Genomic DNA, 21,268 nt, shown 5'->3' on the forward strand with positions numbered 1-21,268 from the left:
CACTAGCTTGGCGGGGTGCGCCGGGCAATGGGCGGGAGCGATATGAGGAGATTGCGCCAATTTGAGATGCGCGTATCATATTGATACGGACGTATCGAAAACCGGCAGAGCAGGGCAACAAGCCCGGCCGCGGTGTGAGGGGGGAGTTGAGGTGGAACGCAACAATTATCCGCGGCTGCACAATGCCACGTGGCCGGGCGTGGTGGGCAAGGGCACCCCTGGTGGCGAGCCGATCATCGGGCTCGATACGCTGCTCAAGCTCACGGCCGGCGCCGAGCATGAGGGGCAGAAGTTCGACGGCATCGATCTGTGGCTGGCCGACCCGCACATCTCCATCGATTCCAGCCAGGACGACATCAAGCGGGTTGCCGACCACATTGCCAGCTTCGGGCTCAAGGTCGGCTCGTTTGTGGCGCCCATCTGGGGCGGGGCCGGCGGCGGTTCGGCCATGGGCGACGATGAGGAAGTCGGCCGGTTCCTGAGCCAGGTGGAGAAGGCCTGTCGCATCGGGCGGTGGATGCGCGATATCGGCATTCGCCCCAGCGGCGGTGTGCGCATCGATTCCTCCGTCGGCGTCGGGCCTTGGGATGCCGACCCCGAGAGCAATACCAGGCGCATTGCCGAGACGTTCCGTGCCGCGGGGAAAATCGCGCAGGAGCATGGCGAGTTTCTTGTCGCCGAGGGCGAGATTTGCTGGGGCGGCATGCATTCGTGGCGCGAGAATGTGAAGCTGCTCGAAATGGTCGGCATGCCCGGTGTCGTTGGCTACCAGGCCGACATGGCTCATTCCATGCTGTTTGTGCTGGGTGCCAATGCCGAGAAGGATCGGCTGTTGCCTGCCGATTTCGACTGGTCGGACACAGCAGCGCTCGATGCGGCCTACAAGAAGGTTGCCGATGCCCTGCGGCCATGGACGCTCGATTTCCACTTGGCCCAGAATGACGGCACGACCTTCGGTTCGGGCGACCACGAAAAGACCGGGCGGCATTGCCAGATCGACGATCCTAATGGCCGGCTCGATGTCACCAAGCATGCCGGATACTGGCTGCGTGACGCGGCGGGCAACCTGACCAAAAGGATGCGCCACATCTGCTGGGACGGCTGCATGTTCCCCAATGCGGTGATGGAGCGGCAGGAGACCTGGAACAAGGTGCTGGGCGCCATGGTGGCGGTTCGCGATGCGCATGGCTGGCGCGAATAGGAGTGTGCCGTGACCAAACAACTCAATATCGGCATGGTCGGCTATGGCTTCATGGCCCGCGCCCATTCCAATGCCTGGGCCAATGTCTCGCACTTCTTCGACACCGGCTATCGGCCGGTGCTCAAGGCCGTGGCCGCCCGCAATGTCAGCAAGGTCAGGCACTTTGCCGAGGCCTGGGGCTATGAGAGCCAGGAGAGCGACTGGCGCCACATGATCGCGCGGGCCGATATCGACGCCATCGACATCTGCGTGCCCAATGACCTGCATGCCGAAATCGCCATCGCGGCGGCCGGGGCCGGCAAGATGGTGCTGAGCGAAAAACCGCTGGCCCGCACCGAGGCAGAGGGCAAGCCGATGGTGGAGGCGGTCGAAACCGCCGGCGTCGCCAACATGGTCTGGTACAATTACCGGCGCGTTCCGGCGGTGATGCTGATCAAGCACATGGTCGAGCAAGGCCGGCTGGGGCGGATCTTCCATTACCGCGCCAAGTTCCTGCAGGACTGGACGATTTCTCCCGATGTGCCGCAGGGCGGCCAGGCGACGTGGCGGCTCGATGTCGAGGCGGCCGGCTCGGGCGTCACGGGGGACCTGCTGGCCCATTGCCTCGATACCGCGATGTGGATCAATGGCGGCATCACTTCGCTCACGGCGATGACCGAGACCTTCATCAAGGAGCGCAGGGACGCCACGACCGGCCAGAGCAAGCCGGTCGGCATCGACGACGCAGCGGCAGTGCTGACGCGCTTTGCCAATGGCTCGCTGGGCACGTTCGAATCCACCCGCTACGCGCGGGGCCACAAGGCCGGCTACACGCTGGAAATCAACGGCGAGAAGGGCTCCCTGGCCTGGGACCTGCATGATCTCAACCGGTTGCAGTATTTCGATCACTCCGTGGCCGGGGCGCAGCGCGGCTGGACCAATATCCTGGTCACGGATGGCGATCACCCCTATCTCGGCAAGTGGTGGGTGCCCGGGCTCATCATCGGCTACGAGCATTCCTTCACCCATCAGGTGGCCGATTTCCTCAGCGGATTGCGCGATGGCAAGCCGGCCGCGCCGACCTTCCGCGAGGCGCTGGAGACCAACCGCGTCTGCGACGCGATCCTGGCCTCGGGCAAATCGGGGCAGTGGGTAAACCTCTGACCCGTCAGGCCTTGTGCGCGGCCATTTTCTCATAGAACGGCCGCGCCTGGTCGGCGATAGCCAGCAAATGCTTGGGCAGGGCTACCGGCTTGTCGTCTGGCGGGGCGAAGCCGGTGCTGTTGAAGATGGCGCCATACCAGTGCGGCGCCCAGACGCCGTCATCGGGATGTTGGCCTTTGGGCCAGCTCAGCATCGTCTCGATGAAGGGCAAGTCGATTGCCGCGCAGAGTGCTGACAAAGTGCCGCGCGGATCGCGGCGGACATCCTCGGAATCGACCACTATTGGCGCCCGTCCCGTCCGGTCGGCCACACGGTCGAACAGCATGGCCTGCTCGGCGAAGCCGATGTCGCGCAGCGTTACGTCCTCGCGCTTCTGCGCATAGGAGGCGAGCACGCGCTCGGGGCTGCGCAGCAGGAAGACATTGGTGACATGATCCATCCAGTCGAGGGGGAAGCCGTCGATCATGTGGTGGGCCATGTGCTTCTGGTACCAGACCGGCTTGCCCGACGGGACCGGGCCGAGCAGGTCGGCCGCCACCTGATGCGGGTCCTGCTTCTGGCTGGCCAGCACTTCTGCATTCATCGGGTGAACGATGCCCGTGGCGGCCAGGTAGGCGGCATAGAAGGGCTCGTCGCTGACCGCACAATCGGGCCGGGACGAGAAGGCGCGCATCATGGCGGTCGAGAGGTTGCGCGGACCAGACCACATGGCGATACGGCGGACGGGCTCGCTCATGGCCGGTAGATCTCCCGCTCGATCAGGTCGCGATAGAGGCCTTGCAGGCGCAGGGTCATCTCGCCGGGAATAGGGCCCGGCCCGGTCAGCGGGTGGCCCATGCGTCGGCCATCGACTTCGCGCACCGCAGTCAATCCGGCAAAGGTGCCGGTGACGAAGGCTTCGTCGGCGCCATAGACGTCTGTCAGCGAGAAATTCTTCTGCCTGATGGTGATGCCGGCTTCCTCGGCGACCCGGATGATATTGCCGCGGGTGATGCCGCCCAGGCAGTAGTCGCCGGTCGAGGTCCAGACTTCGCCACGGCGGACGATGAAGAAATGGGTCGAGTTGCAGGTGGCGACGAAGCCTTGCGGGTCGAGCATCAGGGCCTCGTCGGCACCGGCCTTCGCTGCCTGGATGCAGGCCTGGATGCAGTTGAGCTTGGAATGTGAATTGAGCTTCTGGTCCTGCATGTCAGGCGCGGTGCGGCGGATGGTCGAGGTGAAGAGCGAAATGCCGTCCGGCTTGGGCGAGGGCGCCTTGTATTCAGGGATGATGACGATGGTGGCGTCGCCAATGGTGACGCGCGGATCCTGATAGGGCGTCGCCTTGATGCCACGCGTCACCATCAGGCGGATATGCACGCCATCGGTCATGCCGTTGGCGGCGAGGCAATCGAAGATGCGCTTGACCAGGGCGTTAGGCGACAGGCCGACGGAGAAGTCCAGCGCCTTGGCGCCTTCATAGAGGCGCTCCAGATGCGCCCATAGAAAGGGTATGCCGCCCCTATGCAGCCGCAGCCCTTCCCAGACGCCGTCGCCCAGCACGAAGCCGGAATCGAAGACCGAGACCACCGCCTCCTTTCTCGGCGCCAGCGTGTCGTTGACCGCGATCAGGATATCCGCGTTGCGCGGATCATCCACATAGGCATGCACGCCGTAAGCCATTCCAGCACCACTACAAGTTCGATGCAGCACTGTCGGCGTTCGGCGGCCATTGGGCAAGACAGGCAGAAAAATTCTGAGCATCATGTCGATCGGCTGAACCGGGCGCCGACTAGATGCATCAGATGGAGGATTACCCCATGAAATATCTCTGCATCGTCTATGCCGGTACCGGTGGCGATACGCTGAGCGAGGCTGAAGGCACGGCGATCAAGGATGGGTGCATCGAAGGCGACAACGCCCTGTTTGCTGCCGGAAGGCTCTATATGGCCAGCCCGTTGCAGGGGCCGGAAGCCGGGGTGCACCTGCGCCATATCAACGGCCGTACAACCCGCATCGATGGCCCCTATGCCGAGACCAAGGAACTGGTGGCCGGCTTCATGGTCATCGAGGCGGCGGACATGGACGAAGCCATCGCCATCGCTGCTCCGGGTCCGCTGGACGGGTTGGTCAATCTCGAGATTCGGCCGCTGCTCGACGAGAAGCACAGCAAGACCGGGCAGGATCGCTCGGCCTTCTTCGTGCGGAGGTCGTGATGGTCGAACGCAAGCTCTACTACACGCACAATATCAATCCGCGCGTCGCCGTAGCCGTGGCCCGACATCTTGAGTCGCCGGTCGAGTTCATCCGCTATAGCCCCATGGGCGAGGACCGGGAGGCGTTCCTGCCGCTCAACCCCAATTCGCTGGCGCCGCTGCTGGTCGAGGATGACAGGCCCCTGTGGGAGGCCGATGCCATCGCGCTCCGGCTCTCCCAGATGGCGGGTGGCGACTTCTGGCCGGACGACCATGCTGTCGAGATGATGCAATGGGTGAGCTGGAGCGCCCACCACTTCACGGTGGCTGGTGCGGGCTTGGTTTGGCACAACCATACCGCGGTCTCCTGGATGGGTTCGCCAGACCCCGCAGTGGTCGCGGGGATTGCCGAGGACTTTCACCGCTTCGCCAGCATTCTCGACGCCACTCTGGCCGGACGCCAATGGCTGGTGGGCAACCGCCTGACCTATGCTGACTTCCGGGTCGCCTCGGCATTGCCCTATGCCGAGCGCGGGCAGATCCCGCTCGAGGGCTACTCGAACATCGTAGAATGGCATGACCGGCTCAACGCCATTGATGCCTGGCGGGAGCCGTTTGCAGGACTCGATTGACCGGCTTGGCGGGAAACATCTACCCGGTGTAGCGTTTTCCCGCCAGAGAGCTGGAGTGAGACCCATGTGCCGTAACATCAAGCCATTGTTCAATTTTGAACCTCCTGCGACCCGCAACGAGATGCACGACGCGGCGCTGCAGTTTGTGCGCAAGATTTCCGGCTACAGCGCGCCGTCCAAGGCCAATGAGGCCGCCTTCCACGAGGCGGTGGAGGACATCGAGAAGGTGGTGCGCAAGCTGCTGAAGTCGATGGAAACCAATGCACCGCCCAGGGATCGCGAGGTCGAGGCCGCCAAGGCCAGGGAGCGCAGCAAGCTGCGCTTCGGCACGGCTTGAGCTGCCTTCCCCGCTCCAAGTTTCATCGTCATTGCCCGGCTCGTCCGGGCAATCCATCTTTTTGCGGATGCCGGGGCCATGGATCACCCGGACAAGCCGGGTGATGACGGCAGAGCGGGCGCGGTGCTGTTCCCTAAGAAGGCTTGATCCCTATTCCTCCGGTTCCGTAGTGAACAGCAGCGGATAGCCGTGCTGCTGGGCGAAATCGGTGGCGCGGGTCGCCTTCTCTTCGGCGATTTCCCTGGTGAAGACGGCGACGACGCAGGCGCCCTTTGTATGGGCGGTCAGCATGATGATGCCGGCCTGCGCCTCGGGCACGCGGAACTCGGCCTTGAGCAGCCGCACCACGAATTCGCGCGGCGTGTAGTCATCGTTGAGCAGGATCACCTTGTGCAGCGGCGGCCTGGCCGGCTTCAGGACGGTATCGGTGCGACGCTTGGTATTGGTATCGGCCATTGCAGCCTCCGGGGGCGAATGGAGCGGCAACGCGGAACGGCCGCGACGCCCTGGCGTTAGGGAAGCAAAACCTACCACCAAGGGTCAAGTCATGCTGCAATTGTTGATCATTCTCGTGATCGTGGCCGTCGTCTCGGGCGCGCTGGGCTTCACTCGCCTGTCGGCTGGCGCAGCGACGCTCGCCAAGATCATTTTCGCCATCATGCTCATCGGCATTGTGCTGCTGCTGATCCTGGCCTTCATGGGCATAGCGATCCTGATCTAGCGCTACAGCATCAGCTTGAAGCCTTCGTGGCTCTTGCTGAAGCCGAGCTTCTCATAGAAGCGATGCGCGTCGAGGCGTAGCTTGTTGGAGGTGAGCTGGATCATCCCGCAGCCGGCCTCACGGCAGCGCTCGATGGCCCAGGTGACCATCTCCGTGCCCAGTCCTGAGCCGCGCTGGTCGGCGCGGATATGGACGTTTTCGAGCAGGCCGCGCTTCATGCCAAACCGGGGCATGCCGGGGATGATGCTGATCTGGATCGTGCCGACGACCTCGCCAGCTTTCTCGGCCACGATGAGGCGATGGTTGGGATCGGCGGAGATGTCGTCGAAGGCGGCGCGGTAGCGCGGGTCGCTCAGCGTGGCCGGATCAAGCGGCGGGGTATCCTTGCCGCGGGCGTCGCCCGCATGGCTGAGGCTGATGATGATGGCGATGTCGGCAGGGTCAGCGTCGCGAAAGGTCAGCTCGGCCATGGTGGTCTCGCGTGCGGATTGGGCGTGGGCAATTTCGTGCAATCGCCTGCCGGTGATGTCAACCGGCGGCTAGGCGCGCCGCGGGCTGAGCAGCCTGGCCACGACCAGCACCAGCAGCGCCACCATGGCCGGCGCGATTGCCAGCAATGCTCCACCGCCTGCCAGCAGCGCCCCGGTGGCGGCCCACATGATCGAGGCAAAGGCCTCGCTCAGCGTGGCGGCGCGGGAGGCGACCTGGCGGCGGCGGAACATCGAGCGCTTGGCGACGACGCGGAACCAGAGCTGGATTGCCGTCGCCGATCCGGCGGAAAGAATGGAGCAGATGGCCGTGATTAGCGCCATAACCGGGGACGAGAGCGCCATCAGCAGCAGGAGCGGCGTCAGCACGATGGCGATGACGGTCAGCACGGCTTCGATCTTGGCGACCAATATGGTGCGCGGTGACACCGGAGCCGTCACCACGAGGTCATGGGCGTCCTCGCCCGAAATGGCGAGCCAGGCCAGCCCGCCGGCCAGTTGGCCCGAGGCCATCACCAGTACGGGGACGACTACCACGAAGGCGCCGGCTTCATCGCCAAAATTCATCCACAGCAGCAAAGCGGGCGGCACCAGGTAGAGTATCTGCATCAGCGTCTGCGACAGCAGCCAGGGATCGCGCTGCAGCAGCCGCCACTCCTTGAGGCGCAGCACGTGTCGCTGCGAGGCCGACTGGAACGCGCGGGCCGATGGTCGCCGCTGGCTGGCGACATGGCTGAGGCCGGCGGCGGAAATGGCGAGGCGTCCATAGCTCGACGCCGAGGCGGCAATGGCAAGGACAAGCGCACCAAGCCCCAAGATGAGCATGGTCAGCAGGGCGCCGGCATCACCCGTGGCCGCCTTGGCTGGCAGCCATAGCGGGCTGTCGATGCCTGGTGCGGCATCAATGATCGCCTGCGACTGGAACAGGGCCAGGCGCGAGAAATCGCCGTAATAGAGGATCGCCGCTGCCTGGACGCCAATAACGAAGCCGGCGCCGATGATGGCGGCGACGATCTGCGAGATGAATCGCGTCTGCCGCGGCCCGACCAGCCTGAACAGCACCATGGTGATGCCGACCGAGAGCGCGGTCGAGATGGCGCCCATGGCGATCACCACGCCATAGGCGGCCAGCCAGCGCTGGCCGTCGAACAGCGCCAGCATGTTGATCAGCGGACTGGCCAGCAGCCCCGTCAGGGCGATACTGGTCAGCGCCACCGCACCGGTGCGGATGGCGAAGTGGCGGCGCGAGGAGGCCGGGGAGGACAGGATCAGGTCGAGATCGGAGCGGCCGTAATAGACCCGGGTCACCGCCTCGAGCGCCTGCGACAGCATCACGGTCCAGAACAGCATTCCCGTGCCGGTCAGCATGACGAGGCTTTGCGCGTCCGACGCGATGCCACCTCTGGCCCAGCGCGCCACCACGCCATAGGCCAGCAGGTGCAGCACGATGACGACGATGACGAGAAAGATGACCAGCCCGATGCTGCGCGTCCGGCTGCCGCCGGTCAGCATGGCAACCAGTTCGCGCCAGGCCAGGGTCAGTTCGTGGCGTGCGAACCAGGGCAGCGAGGCGGGGGCGAGGTTCATGCCGCTTCGGTGCCCTGCGCCACGAGATCGAGGAAGATGTCCTCAAGGCTCGATTCGCGGCCGATGCGGGTGCGCAACTCGGCCAGCGTACCCTCGGCGATCAGCCGGCCCTGGCTGATGACGCCGATGCGTTCGGCCATGCGCTCGGCGACTTCGAGGATATGGGTGGTCATGATGACGGTGACGCCCGATCGCACCTTGCCGAGTAGCACGTCCTTGACCTGGCGGGCGGAACCGGCGTCGAGACCGGTCAGCGGTTCGTCGAGGATGATCAGTTGCGGGTCGTGCACCAGCGCGCCGGCCAGCGCCACCTTCTGCAACATGCCCTTGGAAAAGCCGCCGCACAGCTCATTGGCATGCGGCCGCAGGCCCAGCCAGTCGACCAGGTCATTGGCCTTGGCCTGGGCAGGGCGCCCTTCGATCTGCCAGAGGCCGGCGACGAATTCGAGATATTCGAGCGGGGTCAGCCGGTCATAGACCATGGGCTCGTCCGACACCCAGGCGACGACGCGCTTGGCAGCAATCGGGTCGCGCCGGGCATCGATGCCGAAAATGGCGATGTCGCCCCGGTCGGGCTGCAGCAGGCCGGCGACCATGCGCAGGATGGTGGTCTTGCCGGCGCCATTGGGGCCCAGCAGGGCGTAAAACTCTCCGGCGCGAATGGTGAGGTCGAGATCGACGACCACGGGCCGGTCGAAGCTCTTGGTCAGGTGCGAAAGGGCGAGGGCAGGGACGGTCAAGGCGTCGCTCCGGCGGAATGGCGCGGCAAGCCTATGCCGCTGGCCTTTCCCGGCGATGAATCGGCAGCGTTAAGATTTGCGGTATTGTTCAGGCGGTGCGGTCGAGTAGGCGATGGGCGGGCGCCGTACCGGGCGCTGCGCCGGCGCGTTGCTGGCCGCTGAGGCTGCCGCCGAACGACACGGCGGCCTGTTCGACGCCGTTGGGTGCGGCTGGGTCGATATTGCGCTTCGCGTTGGCGACGTCGTCGCAGTTGCGGCAGACATAACCGTTGACGGTTATGGGGCGGGGATAGTCGGTACCGATGGCCATTGGCGATCCTTCGCTGGCTGTTGGCATCCTATTCGGCCAGTATCGCCACAAGGTTACGGCCACCCGGTGGAAGCGGGCGGCCGTTGCAGGTCGTGGTTAGCGAAGGGTTAAAGGACAGTCAGCGTCACATCGACATTGCCGCGGGTGGCGTTGGAATAGGGGCAGATCTGGTGGGCCTTGGCGACCAGGTCTTCCACCACGCTGCGCTCGAAGCCGGGCACGGCGATCTTGAGCTCGACTGCAATGGCAAAGCCAGCGCCCTTGGCGTTTTCGCCGAAGGACACATCGGCGTCGATGGTGGCTTCATCGGGGATCTTCACCTTCTCGCCGCGCGCGACGGCCTTCAGGGCGCCCAGGAAGCAGGCCGAATAGCCGACGGCGAAGAGCTGCTCCGGATTGGTGCCGGCGCCGCCATTGCCGCCCATTTCCTTGGGCGTGTCGAGCGTCACCGACAGGCGGCCATCATCGGTGGCGCTGGTGCCGGTGCGGCCGCCCGTGGTGTGGGCGTGGGCGGTATAGAGGGCGGATTTGATCGACATCGGATGCTCCTTGCAGTGCGGTTGAAACTCGCTTGATGAAAATTAGATAGTGCACAATTGAATTGTGTACAATGGATAAATGCATGCTAGTTTGTGGCAAGGACCGGAGGGTAGGCGCATGACCGAGCAGGCTGATCCGCTCAAACTGGACTCGATGCTATGCTTTGCCGTCTATGCGGCCGAGCATGCCTTTACCCGCTTCTACAAGCCCCGGCTCGACGCCCTTGGCCTGACCTATCCGCAGTATCTGGTCTTCCTGGTGCTGTGGGAAAAGGATGGCCTGACGGTCAAGGCGTTGGGCGAGAAGCTGTTTCTGGATTCCGGGACCATTACCCCCCTGATCAAGCGCCTTGAAGCGCGCGACCTGGTGCGCCGCCAGCGCGATGATGAGGATGAGCGGCAGGTGCGCATCTTCCTGACATCAGAGGGCAGGGCCCTGCGGGCCAGGGCGCTGGCGGTGCCGTTGGCGGTCAGGACGACGCTGGGGGACGAACCCGCCGCTGGCGATGCGCTGCGCGAAAGCCTGTATCTGCTGCGTGAGCGGCTGGATACCTCGCTGTAGCGCTACCTGATCCCCACCGGGTCGACCATGCCGGAATTGCAGCCGCCTTCGGTGGGGCTGGCCGCGGCAATCAAAGTTGCCAGATCGTCCGGACCGTGGATGGTGCCGGTGAGGCCGATGGTCAGTTCGGTGATGATGGTGCGGTTGCCATCGGCCTCGCAGGCCATGCGGACACGGTCTCCGGCGCCGAGGCCGAAGGCGATATCGAATGCCTGGCGCACCTGGCCCAGGGTGATCTTGCGGCCGATATTGGCGGCGAAGAGTTCGGCGACTTCGGAGACGTTGATGGCCAGCATCAGGTCGAGGGAATCGGCGAAATACTCGGTCTGCGAGGCGCCATAGCAGGTGCCGTGCTTGGTCCATTCATGTCGGTCGAGGCCCGAGCGCGAGCCGGGCATCACCTCGTCCAGTTCATCGCGCAGGGCGGCGTTGAGTGCGACCTCGGGCAGGTCGAACCAGCGGCCGTTCTCACTGGCCCAGGCGTGGTCGTCCGGCACACCGCAGAACACATTGCTGCGCGGCTGCGGCCAGAGGCCGTGCAGGGTGAAACTGGTTGCTTCGAAGCTGTCCAATGTCTGTGCCCGGCATTCCGGCTTGCTGGGGCTGGTCTCGCAAAAGGCCGGCTGCCAGCTGATGGCGAGGATATACTGAGTGCCGCGATAGGTCGGGGCCGGGGCGGGTGGCGGCGGTTCGGCTAGTTGCCCCTCGGCGTCGGTCGAGCGCTCTCCGCAATCGACCGCAACCCAGCGGCGTTCCGGCGAAGCGCCGGGGATGACGATCCAGAGATGCGTCGGACGCTCGGTATTGCCGGCGATCAGGTCATAGGCCGTTCCTGGACTCGTCATCACCTCGCCCGGATTGGTCTGGCGGTTGATCGACTGGTAGGCCGGGCAGGCGGCCGTTGCGGTGAAGTAACCGGATAGCGCCACCTCCGCGCGCGCCGGAACTGCGGCAAGCACGAGCAGCAGCAAAGCCAGAATTCGACGCATGCCCATTCCCCAAAAGCAATGAGGGAGCCATAGCGGCCCCCTCATCAAATGGCCAGACGCGGGCCTAAAGCGTGATGCGGTAGAGGCCGAAGCCGTCGGCATTGGTCTCGCCGGTCGCCTCGATCTTGACGGCCGTCACCTCGGCCAGGTGTTCGGCGGCCTTGGGCCCGGTGGCGAAGAGCACGGTGGTGTCGCCGATCGGGGCGAGCGACCAGTTGCTGTCGGCCTTGGGATTGATGGTGCCGTTCTCGACGATGAACCGCACGATCAGGTCGCGATTGGTGTCGGGACCCTTGAAGATGATGTGGTCGGCACCAGTGCCGGGGAATGAGCCGCCGCCGCCGGCGCGGTAGTTGTTGGAGGCGATGACGAATTTGGCCGCGGGATCGATGGGCGCGCCATCGAACTGCAGGTCAACGATGCGGTTGGCGTCGGGGTTGGTCACTTCCTTGCCGTCGCTCGAATATTTCGAGGGCTGGGTCAGGTCGATCTTGTAGGTGACGCCGTCGATGATGTCGAAATTGTAGGACGGGAAGTCGGGATTGATCAGGTCGGCATCCTTGGCGCCCTTCTCGACCTGGTTGAAGATGCCGGCCGAGCGCTCCAGCCAGTCCTTGACCTCGGCGCCGGTGACGACGAGTGCCTGGATGGTGTTGGGGTAGAGGTAGAGATCGGCGACATTCTTGATCGCCACCGGACCCACTGGCACGTCGGTATAGTATTCCGGGCCACCGCGGCCGCCGGCCTTGAACGGCGCCGCTGCTGACAGGATCGGCAGGCTTTCCCATTCGGTGCCCTTCATCATCTGCGTGACGTACCAGGTCTGGGCCTGGCTCACGATCTGCACCGACGGATCGTCGGCCACGAGCGCGAAATAGGAATGCAGCGGGGCCGAGGTCTCGCCGACGGCACGGCGCACATATTCCAACGTCTCGTCATGTTCCAGCTGGGCGGCCTCGGCCACCTCGGCTTCATTCTCGACCAGGGCATGCACCTTGCCATCGACGCGCTCGAAGATCGGGCGGGCTTCGGAGGTGTGGGACACAACGGTCCATTTGCCATCGGCATCCTGCTCGAGCAGCAGGTCGATCAGGCCCATATGGCTGCCCCAGAAGCCGGCCATCACGGCGGGCTTGCCGCTCAGCGTACCGGCGGCGACGTCGGCGCCTTCGACACCCTCATAGTCCGGGCCGGGGAACACCAGGTGCTGGTGGCCGGTGAGGACCACATCGATGCCCTCGACCGCGGCCAGCTGCAGCGAAGCGTTCTCGGCGCCGGTCCCCTGGTCGGCGGCAATGCCGGAATGGGAGAGCGCGACGATGATGTCGGCGCCTTCTTCCTTCATCCTGGGCACATAGGCGGTGGCCGTCTCGACAATGTCGCGGGTATTGACCTTGCCGGTCAGGTGGGTGGCGTCCCAGGTCATGATCTGCGGCGGCAGGAAGCCGATAAGGCCGATCCGAATCGTCTTGGTGGCGCCCGAGCCGTCGGTCAGTTCCTTCTCGACGATCAGATAGGGCTGGATATAGGTGTCGTCGCTGAGGGGATCGGCGGCCAGTTCGCCGCGCACCAGGTTGGCCGAGACGAAGGGGAAGCTGGCGCCCGACAGGGCCGTGTCGAGGTACTCGAGGCCGTAGTTGAACTCGTGATTGCCCAGCGTTGCGGCTTCGTAGCCCAGCGTATTCATGGCGGCGATGATGGGGTGGACGTTGTCTTCAAGGCCCTTCTCATAGGCGATATAGTCGCCCATCGGGTTGCCCTGGATGATGTCGCCATTGTCGACCAGCATGGAATTGCCGGCCTCGGCGCGAATGCTCTCGATGATCGAGGCGGTGCGGGCCAGGCCCATCGTCTCGTTGGGGGCATCGGCGTAGTAGTCATAGGGGAACACGGCGACGTGGAGGTCGGTGGTCTCCATAATGCGCAGATGCGCCTGGTTGGCCTGGGCCAGCACGGCAAAGGGGTGCATGGCGGCCATGGCCCCCACGCTCGCGGAACCCGCGAGGAAGGTCCGTCGAGAAATCTTGGGCAGGAAATTCATTCATTGTCTCCCTGAAGCGTTCAGTCGCTGAACAGTCCGGGGGCGCCGCGCTCCCGGAGGGTGGACTCATTGGTCCGGCGTGTCGCTCCCGTGGAGCGCGCATGCTCATGCCGTCTGCAGGTGACGCTGGGATGACGGCAGCGAAGCGAGGCTATGGAATTTTGACCGGGCGGTCAATTTATGACAGTGGGGCGCGCGCAAGTGCCGCCTGTGGTGCGGTTGTCGCTGTCTTAGTGCTCAACCCGGTGAGACGCCAAGGGGGCGCTCAGAGAGCTGTGGTGGCGAGCCGCTGGCCCCGGATAGAAGGTAAGGAAGTGAGGCCATTGCCTCGCCACCACGCCAGGATTTTCGCGGGTCCGGGCCAGGTACGCTGTGTCGCAAGCGCAGCTGCCGAGTTCCCCCCGCCCGATGGGAGCGACCTCCCATCCCCGACTGCCCTCACGGTCATTCACTCGTCATGACCGGCTCTGCCGTGAAGGTGCGGAGAGAATAGGCCAGGGTTTGGGGGGCGTGGATAAGTTCATGGAGCGCTGCCTGCAACAGGGCGGAGGCGAGGAACCGATTGCATCGATCCGGCTTGTTGCTACGCTGGGGACAATTCGGAGATCACACACCATGAAATGGCGCGGCAGGCAGCAGAGTTCGAACATCGAGGACCGGCGCGGCCAGGGCGGTGGACTGGGGGGATTGGGCGGCAGCCCGTTCGGACGCGGCGGCGGCGGCATTCGTATCCCGACCGGCGGCGGTTCACGCGGTGGCATTGGCAGCCTGATCGGTATTGTCGTGGTGCTGGGCATCATCTGGGTGGCCACCGGCACCAATCCGATCGACATCCTGACCGGTGGTTCGAGCGGCGGTGGATCGGCCGCCAGTTCATCGAGCCGCCCGCCGACAACGGGTGAGCAGGCCGAATTACGCGATTTCGTCGGCGTGGTGGTGAAGGAAACCGAGGATCTGTGGACCGAGGTGTTCCAGGCGTCCAACGAGGACTATCCGGAGCCGACCGTGGTGCTGTTCTCCAACCAGGTGAACACTGCCTGCGGCGCCGCCGATTCGAGCACCGGGCCGTTCTATTGCCCGGGCGATCAGAAGGTCTACATCGACCTCAGCTTCTACGACCAGTTGCGCGAGCAGTTCGGCGCGCCCGGCGACTTCGCCCAGGCCTATGTGCTGGCGCATGAAGTGGGGCACCATATCCAGAACATTACCGGCGTGCTGCCCGAGTTCAACCAGCGCCGCCAGTCGATGAGCCAGGAAGAGGCCAATGCCTACTCCGTTCGCGTCGAACTGCAGGCCGATTGCTATGCCGGCGTGTGGGCCAATTATGCCGGGCAGGAGGACCTGCTCGACAATGGTGATATCGAGGAAGCCGTCAACGCGGCCATCCAGATCGGCGATGATACGCTGCAGGAGCGCATGCAGGGCTTCGCCGTGCCCAAGACCTTCAACCACGGCACGTCGGCGCAGCGAAAAACCTGGTTCGAGCGTGGTTATACCTCTGGCAATCCGGGCGATTGTGATACGTTCTCGGGCAACGTGTAACGATACAATCGGCGGATTATAGAGTGTTGGGTATTCCCGAAAGCGTGATGCCGCATGTGCGGCGCTTCGGCTTTTCTGGCGCCATTGCGCTTGGCGTGGTGGTGGTGATGATCTTTGGCATCAATCCGGTGACGGTATTGACCGGGCAGGTGGCCCAGCCATTGCCGCATACGACGCTGACCGCGCTGGACGCCATAGCCAAGGGCGAAGGCACGCCCGAGGATCTGGTGGGCGCGGTGGAGCGCGAGGCCAATGGCTTCTGGGAACGCGCCTTCCGCAGTGCCGCCGTCTACTATCCGCCGGTCACGCTCAAAATGGTGCCATCAAGCAGCGAGCTGGGCTGCGGCATGGCGGGCTCGAAGCTCGGCGCCTTCTATTGCCCCGATGACAGCATCGTCTATGTCGACATGGACAGGTATCAGGACCTTGTCGCCGCCTTTCCCGAGCAGGGCCACAAGGCGCAGGGTTATCTGATCGGGCTGGCCTATGGCCACCATGTGCTAGAGGCGCTCGACCAGTTCGCCACGCTCGGCAGCCTTGATGATGCCGAGCGCGTCCTCCGCGAGCAGCAACTGGGCGCGCGGGCGGCCTGCTATGCCGGAGCATGGACCAAGTGGGCGGGACTTGAGGAGCTGCTGCACGATCCCCAGATGGTCAGAGCGATCGACTCGACCGATACGGGCGGCGATGTGGCGCAGATGCCGTCGCGCGCGCCTGTTCCGCGTGCCCTCACGCCACCCAGCCCGGCCTATCGCCAGCTCGGCTTCGATCTGGGCTACGCCATTCCTGCAGCGGGCAGCTGCCGTGACGAAAAGATAGGTCCACCGATCTGAACGCTACCGTTCCGCGCCGCGTTGTCCCCGTAGCTTCGGAGGATAGTATGATCGGCAATATGAGCGGCATCGGGCTTGAGTATTTTGCAGACGATGGGCGGTTTCCCAATTCCGTCCATCCCGTCATCGTCTACCGGCAGGCAATATCGTCCGCGGATGCGACGCCGGAGGCCATGGAGGCCCTGTTCGACGGCAATGGGTGGCCCAGCCAGTGGCGGGCCGGCGTTTATGACTATCATCACTATCATTCGACGGCCCATGAATGCCTGGGCATAGCCCGCGGCTCGGCGACCCTGCAGCTGGGCGGGCCTGCTGGTCGCAGCTTCAGGCTTGAGGCGGGCGACGTGGTCGTTCTCCCTGCCGGCACGGCGCATCGACGCGAAGACGCCGATGCCGATTTCCTGGTGGTTGGCGCCTATCCGTCCGGCCAGCGCTGGGACATCCTGCGCGGCGACCCCGCCGATCGGCCGGAGGCCGATCAGCGCATCGCCAGGCTGCCGCTGCCCGTCACCGATCCGGTCGGCGGGCAGGGCGGACCCGTGCTGGAAAAATGGGCCTAGGCAGCCGGCGCGGCGTATTCGGGGCGCTGTTCCATGCCCTTCTGGGCGCGCACATGGTTGAGGAAGCGCGTGAAGAGGTAATGGCTGTCGCGTGGGCCGGGGCTGGCTTCGGGGTGATACTGCACCGAGAAGATCGGCTTGCCATCGACGCTGAGGCCGGCATTGGACTGGTCGAACAGTGAGATATGGGTCTCGGTGACGCCTGATGGCAGGCTCGCCTTGTCCACGGCAAAGCCATGGTTCATCGAGGTGATCTCGACCTTGCCGGTCGTCAGGTCCTTGACCGGGTGGTTGGCGCCATGATGGCCCTGATGCATCTTGGACGTGGTGCCGCCCAGGGCGAGGCCGAGGAGCTGGTGGCCAAGGCAGATGCCGAAGACGGGCTTGCCCGTCTCCATCAGCTTCTGGATCGTCGGCACGGCATATTTGCCGGTCGCCGCTGGATCGCCCGGGCCGTTGGAGAGGAAAATGCCATCGGGATTGTGCGAGAGCACATCGGCGGCGGTCGCCGTTGCCGGCACCACGGTGACACGGGCGCCCTGGTCGGCCAGGCAGCGCAGGATGTTGCGCTTGGCGCCATAGTCGATGGCCACGATGTGGAAGTCGGGGTTCTCGAGCTTGCCATAGCCCTTGTCCCACTGCCAGCCGGTCTGGTCCCAATGATAGGTCTGCGCCGTGGTGACTTCCTTGGCGAGATCGAGGCCTTCGAGGCCGGGGAAGGCCTTGAGTTCAGCCATGATCGAGCCTTCGTCGAAGATGCCCGTTGGTTCATGGGCGATGACGCCATTGGGCATGCCATGTTCGCGGATCTGCGCCGTCAACGCGCGGGTGTCGATGCCGGTAATGCCGACGATGTTGCGCTTCTTGAGCCAGGCGTCGAGCTTTTCGGCGGCGCGATAGTTGGACGGATTGGTGATGTCGGCCTTGAGCACGACGCCGCGGACGCCCGAGAGCGCGGCCATGTTGACCGTCTCGATGTCCTCGTCATTGGTGCCGACATTGCCGATATGGGGGAAGGTGAAGGTGATGATCTGGCCGGCATAGGAGGGATCGGTCAGCACTTCCTGGTAGCCGGTCATGGCGGTGTTGAAGCACACTTCGCCGGCCGCGTGGCCGACCGCACCGATGCCGCGGCCTTCCAGGCGCGTACCGTCTGCAAGGATCAGAAGGGCGGTCGCGGGGGATTGCTGCCAGCCGGTCACGGTGGGCCTCCAAGGTTCGTTTCAGGTGGTCGCGCGGCCGAACCGGAAAGTCTCGCAACTTTCCTGACCACGCTCACGACGATGTCGATTGAGGCCTCCTCATAGAAGGCTGGGCCGGGTAGCGCAAGTGGCGCGGGCGGTTGTTTGTGCCTATATGGGGCCAACAATATGCATAGCAAGAGGATCAAAACCCATGCGCGAGCAGTTCAGCGAAGGCCTCAAGACCGCCCTCAAGGCCCGTGACCAGCGCCGCACCGCGACGCTCCGGGCCATCACCGCCGCCATCAAGGACAAGGATATTGCCATCCGCCAGGAGAATCGCGGACCGGCGACCAATGAGGAAATCCTCGCCATCGTGCAGAAGATGGTCAAGCAGCGCGAGGAGAGCTTCGCCATCTACGCCCAGGCCGGGCGCGCGGACCTTGCCACGATCGAAAAGGAAGAGATCGATATCCTCAACGAGTTCCTGCCCAAGGGCTTGTCCGAGGAGGAAATCGACGCGGCCATCCGTGCGGCTATCGTGGCCACCGGCGCCGAAGGCGCCAAGGACATGGGCAAGGTCATCGCCCAGCTCAAGGCCGACTATCCGGGGCGGATCGATTTCGGCAAGGCGAGCGGCAAGGTGCGGGCGGCGCTCAGCGCCTAGTTTCAGGCAACAAGACGCGGGGCGGGGGCGTGCACACGGTTGCGGCCGGCACTCTTGGCGGCATAGAGCGCGTCGTCGGCGCGCTTCAGCACCACCTCGAACGGCTCACCATCGACGCCGCTGATGGCGACGCCGGCGCTGAGCGTGGTTTCGGCGATACCCCGGTCGGTGGGAAAGCGGGTAGCCTCGAAGCTGGCGCGAATCCGCTCGGCGACACCGGCGGCCGAGCGTTTGGTGAGGTCGCGCAGGACGACGCAGAATTCCTCGCCGCCCAGCCTGGCGGCGACGTCGTCGCGGCGCAGTTCGGATCGCACCAGGGCGGCAAACCCCGCGAGCACGGCGTCGCCCGCGGCGTGGCCCAGATGGTCGTTGATCGACTTGAAGTGATCGAGATCGAACATGATGACGGCCGCGCCCGGTGCCAGGGACACGTCCATGGCGCCGAACAGCGCCCGTCGGTTGAGGAGGCCGGTGAGTGCATCGGTCATGGCCTCGCGGCGGTGATGGCGGGCCCAACGCGACTGGTTGAGGGTCAGCGAGACGGCGCCGATGCCGGTTATGCCGACGATGAGCACGATAGAATTGATGTCCTCGGCCCAGTTCCTCGGCTGCGCCGTCAATGTCCAGCGCTGCTCGAAGACCAGGACGGCGGCACAGAGCACGAAAGACACGGCCGAGATGGCGTAGAGTGCGGCATTGGAGACCATGGGCACGCGCGACTCGCTGCGGCCCGACCAATACTCATAGGCGGATAATGCCATCAGCAGGGCCATGCTGAGATTGGCGAAGATGGTGCCGAGCCCGGAAAGGCCGGCAAGAAAGGCGACGCCGGTCAGGCCGATCAGGCCGAGACCCATGATGGCGATCGCGGCCATTGGCAGCGGCCTCGCGCGGAACTGGATGGCTCCGGCATAGATGCAGGCAAAGCCGGCTAGCATCAGGGCGAAGGAAGCGAAATTCTGGGTCGCATTGTAGCCCTCGGCAAGCATGCCGTAGAGCACCACACCCCCAACCACCAGCAAGAGGCCGCTAGACCAGCTGAGCAGATAGGTATCGTGGCGCGCACCGAGCCAACCCACGAACAGGGTTATGGTGAGTGCCGCCGATGATAAGGCGATGGCGGTGAGCAGCGATAGTTGATCGAGAGGCATGGCAGATCCGGACGAGCCGCGCGCGGCTCCGCAAGGCGTCATTCTACCCCCTTGCCGGATACGGGCCGATCACATGTCGGAGCTTGGTATGCAAACCGTTATGGCCGCCATGTCGCCCACCCGACGGAAGCGGTTTCAGGCCAGGGCCAGGCACTTGGCTGCAATCCGCAAGATACTGTCACCGCTACGGAATAGCTGCGGCATTCAGCCGTTTGGCGCGGCCACGGACTGCGCTACACTGCTGCGGGCGGCGAGTCCGCATGGAGGGTGACGATGACGGTTTCGGTTGAGACGAAGAGGCGGTTTGCGCTGGCGACGGCGTTGCGGGGCGCGCTGATGCTGTTGGCAGGGCTCTACGCGATTATCTGGCCATCCGAAGCACTGACCGTGCTGGTGCTGGCGGGCGGGATCCTGCTGGTCATCGACGGGGCGCTGGGGCTGTGGAGCCTGACCTTTGGCGGCGGCAAGAGCGGCAACTACTGGTTCGACGTAGCTGCCAACGCCCTGTCGCTGATCCTTGGCATCCTGATCCTGATCAGCCCGCTGCTGGCCACCATCCTCACGGTGACGTTCCTCGGGTCGCTGGTGGGCATCGTGGCGCTGGTCGTCGGTGTCATGCAGATTTTTGTCATCACCCGCGAGCGCGAGCATTATGCCCGCATCTGGCCGGTGGTGCTGTCGGGCGTGTCCTATATCCTGCTTGGGCTGGTGTTCCTGTTCTTCCCGCTGATTGCCAGTGCTACGGCAGTTATATTCGGTGGGGTGCTGCTGGTGATCTTCGCCTTTGGCCTGTTCGGCTGGGCGTGGCGACTGTACCAGCGCAGCAAGGCTTAGGCGGGCGGCGCGGATCAATTGAGCACTATCGAGTCGCCGACGCGGGGACGCTCATACATGGTGTCCTGCATCACGTAGCCGCTGCGGCCCAGAATGCCTTCGAGCAGGCTGGAGGACAGGGTTTCAAATGTGTAGTCCACCCTGACTGCCACGACCTGAACGCCGTTCTCTGCCAGGTCAGCGGGAACCGGGAAGCGCGGCTCCGATCCCGCAGTTTCGGCAGTCGCCTGGTAGGAACGGGACCAGGCGACTGTCTGGCCCTGCTCCGTGACATTGACCACGGACAGGACAATATCGAGGTCGGTCGTGTCGTAGGGGGCGAGCAGCGATGCGCTACCCTGAAGCGTCATGGTTATCTCGGCGGACGTTATTTGGCTGCGCTGCGCGACAAGGTCGGTAACGGTCGAAGAAATCTGGCGCATCTTGCGATAGACCGTGAGCCCCTCGTTGATATCGACCATGCCTATCAACAGTATCAGGATGACTGGAACGATCAGCGCGAACTCTACCGCCGAGACCCCGTGATCATCGCGGACGAAACAGGTTGAGCGGATTGGCATCGGGCTAGAACGGTTCATTGCGGAACAATGCACTGGCCACGAGGAGCCGCTTGCCATTGCTCAACCCCGGCGAGAGCGCGCCAAAGACATTGAACAGGGGCGCAAACTGAAAGTAACCGCGCACCATCACATAGGAATGGCCATTGCCCAGTTCGAAGGTCGCCGTGGAGATGAAATCTCCGTTCGCCTCGACGGGCAGCGCGTATGTCGGAGCGACGAGGTTATCCAGGGTGTCGACCAGAATGTAGCTGTTGGACGAGCAGTCAAACAGGTTCAGGATATCGGAACACATCGCACTCCTGATATCGCTGATCGTCATGTTCTGGCTGTGAGCCTGCCCGGTGCGGATCAGGCGCGCGGTGCGCTGCACTGCGGCATCCAGGGCGCCCGAGACGAAATACTGCATACTGACCTCCATGATCCCCATCAGAAGGAAAAGGAGCGGAATGATCAGAAGGGCGAATTCCACGGCCGTG

Annotated in this window: 26 protein-coding genes; 12 read left to right on the top strand and 14 right to left on the bottom strand. The window is 64.2% G+C overall.

Features of this window, described 5'->3' with window-relative positions; all coding sequences use genetic code 11:
* Positions 1–151: 151 nt before the first annotated feature.
* Complete coding sequence (locus tag IH615_RS06180; RefSeq protein WP_291360695.1) at positions 152–1,201, top strand: TIM barrel protein; 1,050 nt, start codon at positions 152–154, stop codon at positions 1,199–1,201.
* A 9-nt stretch (positions 1,202–1,210) separates the two neighbouring features.
* A complete protein-coding gene (locus IH615_RS06185) occupies positions 1,211–2,344 on the top strand; it encodes a Gfo/Idh/MocA family oxidoreductase (protein WP_291360696.1) in 1,134 nt (377 codons plus the stop codon).
* A gap of 4 nt (positions 2,345–2,348) precedes the next feature.
* Here the strand turns inward: IH615_RS06185 and IH615_RS06190 are convergent, their stop codons facing one another.
* Both IH615_RS06190 and IH615_RS06195 read right to left on the bottom strand, forming a co-directional pair.
* Positions 2,349–3,080 (bottom strand): hypothetical protein, encoded by a 732-nt coding sequence (locus tag IH615_RS06190; RefSeq protein WP_291360698.1) that lies wholly within the window; start codon positions 3,078–3,080, stop codon positions 2,349–2,351.
* Positions 3,077–4,006, bottom strand: coding sequence for an aminotransferase class IV (locus IH615_RS06195; protein WP_291360700.1), 930 nt, complete (start codon positions 4,004–4,006; stop codon positions 3,077–3,079). The genes IH615_RS06190 and IH615_RS06195 overlap by 4 nt, the downstream gene beginning before the upstream one ends.
* Positions 4,007–4,143: 137 nt before the next feature.
* On the opposite strand from IH615_RS06195, the gene IH615_RS06200 reads away from it, so the two are divergent.
* The 3 genes from IH615_RS06200 to IH615_RS06210 all read left to right on the top strand — a co-directional run bounded on the left by IH615_RS06200 (position 4,144) and on the right by IH615_RS06210 (position 5,487).
* Complete coding sequence (locus tag IH615_RS06200; RefSeq protein WP_291360701.1) at positions 4,144–4,539, top strand: YciI family protein; 396 nt, start codon at positions 4,144–4,146, stop codon at positions 4,537–4,539.
* Positions 4,539–5,150 (top strand): glutathione S-transferase family protein, encoded by a 612-nt coding sequence (locus tag IH615_RS06205; RefSeq protein ID WP_291360703.1) that lies wholly within the window; start codon positions 4,539–4,541, stop codon positions 5,148–5,150. The genes IH615_RS06200 and IH615_RS06205 overlap by 1 nt, the downstream gene beginning before the upstream one ends.
* A 64-nt stretch (positions 5,151–5,214) precedes the next feature.
* Positions 5,215–5,487, top strand: coding sequence for a DUF2277 domain-containing protein (locus IH615_RS06210; protein WP_291360704.1), 273 nt, complete (start codon positions 5,215–5,217; stop codon positions 5,485–5,487).
* A 150-nt stretch (positions 5,488–5,637) separates the two neighbouring features.
* Here the strand turns inward: IH615_RS06210 and clpS are convergent, their stop codons facing one another.
* Positions 5,638–5,943, bottom strand: coding sequence for an ATP-dependent Clp protease adapter ClpS (gene clpS, locus IH615_RS06215; protein WP_291360705.1), 306 nt, complete (start codon positions 5,941–5,943; stop codon positions 5,638–5,640).
* Between the two features lie 91 nt (positions 5,944–6,034).
* Between clpS and IH615_RS06220 the strand changes: the two genes are divergently transcribed.
* Entirely contained in the window at positions 6,035–6,208 is a 174-nt protein-coding gene (locus IH615_RS06220; protein ID WP_291360707.1) for a DUF1328 family protein, read from the top strand.
* Positions 6,209–6,210: 2 nt separating this feature from the next.
* Here the strand turns inward: IH615_RS06220 and IH615_RS06225 are convergent, their stop codons facing one another.
* The 5 genes from IH615_RS06225 to IH615_RS06245 all read right to left on the bottom strand — a co-directional run bounded on the left by IH615_RS06225 (position 6,211) and on the right by IH615_RS06245 (position 9,872).
* A complete protein-coding gene (locus IH615_RS06225) occupies positions 6,211–6,678 on the bottom strand; it encodes a GNAT family N-acetyltransferase (RefSeq protein ID WP_291360709.1) in 468 nt (155 codons plus the stop codon).
* Positions 6,679–6,747: 69 nt separating this feature from the next.
* A complete protein-coding gene (locus IH615_RS06230; protein WP_291360710.1) occupies positions 6,748–8,283 on the bottom strand; it encodes a permease in 1,536 nt (511 codons plus the stop codon).
* Positions 8,280–9,023, bottom strand: coding sequence for an ABC transporter ATP-binding protein (locus IH615_RS06235; RefSeq protein WP_291360711.1), 744 nt, complete (start codon positions 9,021–9,023; stop codon positions 8,280–8,282). The genes IH615_RS06230 and IH615_RS06235 overlap by 4 nt, the downstream gene beginning before the upstream one ends.
* Before the next feature lie 88 nt (positions 9,024–9,111).
* Positions 9,112–9,333, bottom strand: a complete 222-nt coding sequence (locus IH615_RS06240; RefSeq protein WP_291360712.1) for a hypothetical protein — start codon at positions 9,331–9,333, stop codon at positions 9,112–9,114.
* Between the two features lie 107 nt (positions 9,334–9,440).
* The gene (locus IH615_RS06245; protein ID WP_291360713.1) at positions 9,441–9,872 is read right to left on the bottom strand and encodes an organic hydroperoxide resistance protein; all 432 of its coding nucleotides are present in this window, start codon (positions 9,870–9,872) and stop codon (positions 9,441–9,443) included.
* A 118-nt stretch (positions 9,873–9,990) separates the two neighbouring features.
* Here IH615_RS06245 and IH615_RS06250 point away from each other — a divergent pair, with 118 nt between their 5' ends.
* Complete coding sequence (locus IH615_RS06250) at positions 9,991–10,434, top strand: MarR family transcriptional regulator (RefSeq protein ID WP_291360715.1); 444 nt, start codon at positions 9,991–9,993, stop codon at positions 10,432–10,434.
* A 2-nt stretch (positions 10,435–10,436) separates the two neighbouring features.
* Here the strand turns inward: IH615_RS06250 and IH615_RS06255 are convergent, their stop codons facing one another.
* Positions 10,437–11,423, bottom strand: coding sequence for a ribonuclease (locus tag IH615_RS06255; protein ID WP_366484837.1), 987 nt, complete (start codon positions 11,421–11,423; stop codon positions 10,437–10,439).
* A 64-nt stretch (positions 11,424–11,487) separates the two neighbouring features.
* Complete coding sequence (locus IH615_RS06260) at positions 11,488–13,464, bottom strand: bifunctional 2',3'-cyclic-nucleotide 2'-phosphodiesterase/3'-nucleotidase (RefSeq protein ID WP_291360717.1); 1,977 nt, start codon at positions 13,462–13,464, stop codon at positions 11,488–11,490.
* 615 nt (positions 13,465–14,079) lie between these two features.
* On the opposite strand from IH615_RS06260, the gene IH615_RS06265 reads away from it, so the two are divergent.
* Genes IH615_RS06265 through IH615_RS06275 form a run of 3 tightly spaced genes read left to right on the top strand, consistent with a single transcriptional unit; the run spans position 14,080 to position 16,399 of the window.
* Complete coding sequence (locus tag IH615_RS06265) at positions 14,080–15,006, top strand: neutral zinc metallopeptidase (RefSeq protein WP_291360719.1); 927 nt, start codon at positions 14,080–14,082, stop codon at positions 15,004–15,006.
* 23 nt (positions 15,007–15,029) lie between these two features.
* Positions 15,030–15,839, top strand: coding sequence for a neutral zinc metallopeptidase (locus IH615_RS06270; RefSeq protein WP_291360721.1), 810 nt, complete (start codon positions 15,030–15,032; stop codon positions 15,837–15,839).
* A 47-nt stretch (positions 15,840–15,886) separates the two neighbouring features.
* Entirely contained in the window at positions 15,887–16,399 is a 513-nt protein-coding gene (locus IH615_RS06275; protein WP_291360723.1) for a cupin domain-containing protein, read from the top strand.
* Here the strand turns inward: IH615_RS06275 and carA are convergent.
* A complete protein-coding gene (gene carA / locus IH615_RS06280) occupies positions 16,396–17,601 on the bottom strand; it encodes a glutamine-hydrolyzing carbamoyl-phosphate synthase small subunit (protein WP_291360725.1) in 1,206 nt (401 codons plus the stop codon). The genes IH615_RS06275 and carA overlap by 4 nt on opposite strands.
* Positions 17,602–17,794: 193 nt before the next feature.
* Here carA and IH615_RS06285 point away from each other — a divergent pair, with 193 nt between their 5' ends.
* Positions 17,795–18,247, top strand: a complete 453-nt coding sequence (locus tag IH615_RS06285) for a GatB/YqeY domain-containing protein (RefSeq protein WP_291360727.1) — start codon at positions 17,795–17,797, stop codon at positions 18,245–18,247.
* A 2-nt stretch (positions 18,248–18,249) separates the two neighbouring features.
* Here the strand turns inward: IH615_RS06285 and IH615_RS06290 are convergent, their stop codons facing one another.
* Positions 18,250–19,398 (bottom strand): GGDEF domain-containing protein, encoded by a 1,149-nt coding sequence (locus IH615_RS06290; protein ID WP_291360729.1) that lies wholly within the window; start codon positions 19,396–19,398, stop codon positions 18,250–18,252.
* A gap of 273 nt (positions 19,399–19,671) precedes the next feature.
* Between IH615_RS06290 and IH615_RS06295 the strand changes: the two genes are divergently transcribed.
* Positions 19,672–20,232 (top strand): DUF308 domain-containing protein, encoded by a 561-nt coding sequence (locus IH615_RS06295; protein WP_291360730.1) that lies wholly within the window; start codon positions 19,672–19,674, stop codon positions 20,230–20,232.
* A 14-nt stretch (positions 20,233–20,246) separates the two neighbouring features.
* On the opposite strand, the gene IH615_RS06300 is transcribed toward IH615_RS06295, so the two are convergent.
* Together IH615_RS06300 and IH615_RS06305 are read right to left on the bottom strand one after the other, a co-directional pair.
* Entirely contained in the window at positions 20,247–20,792 is a 546-nt protein-coding gene (locus IH615_RS06300) for a TadE/TadG family type IV pilus assembly protein (RefSeq protein ID WP_291360732.1), read from the bottom strand.
* A 4-nt stretch (positions 20,793–20,796) separates the two neighbouring features.
* On the bottom strand, positions 20,797–21,261 hold the full coding sequence (locus IH615_RS06305) for a TadE/TadG family type IV pilus assembly protein (RefSeq protein ID WP_291360734.1): 465 nt from the start codon (positions 21,259–21,261) through the stop codon (positions 20,797–20,799).
* Positions 21,262–21,268: the final 7 nt, after the last annotated feature.

It is taken from the genome of Devosia sp. (assembly GCF_014860165.1).
GTDB lineage: Bacteria > Pseudomonadota > Alphaproteobacteria > Rhizobiales > Devosiaceae > Devosia.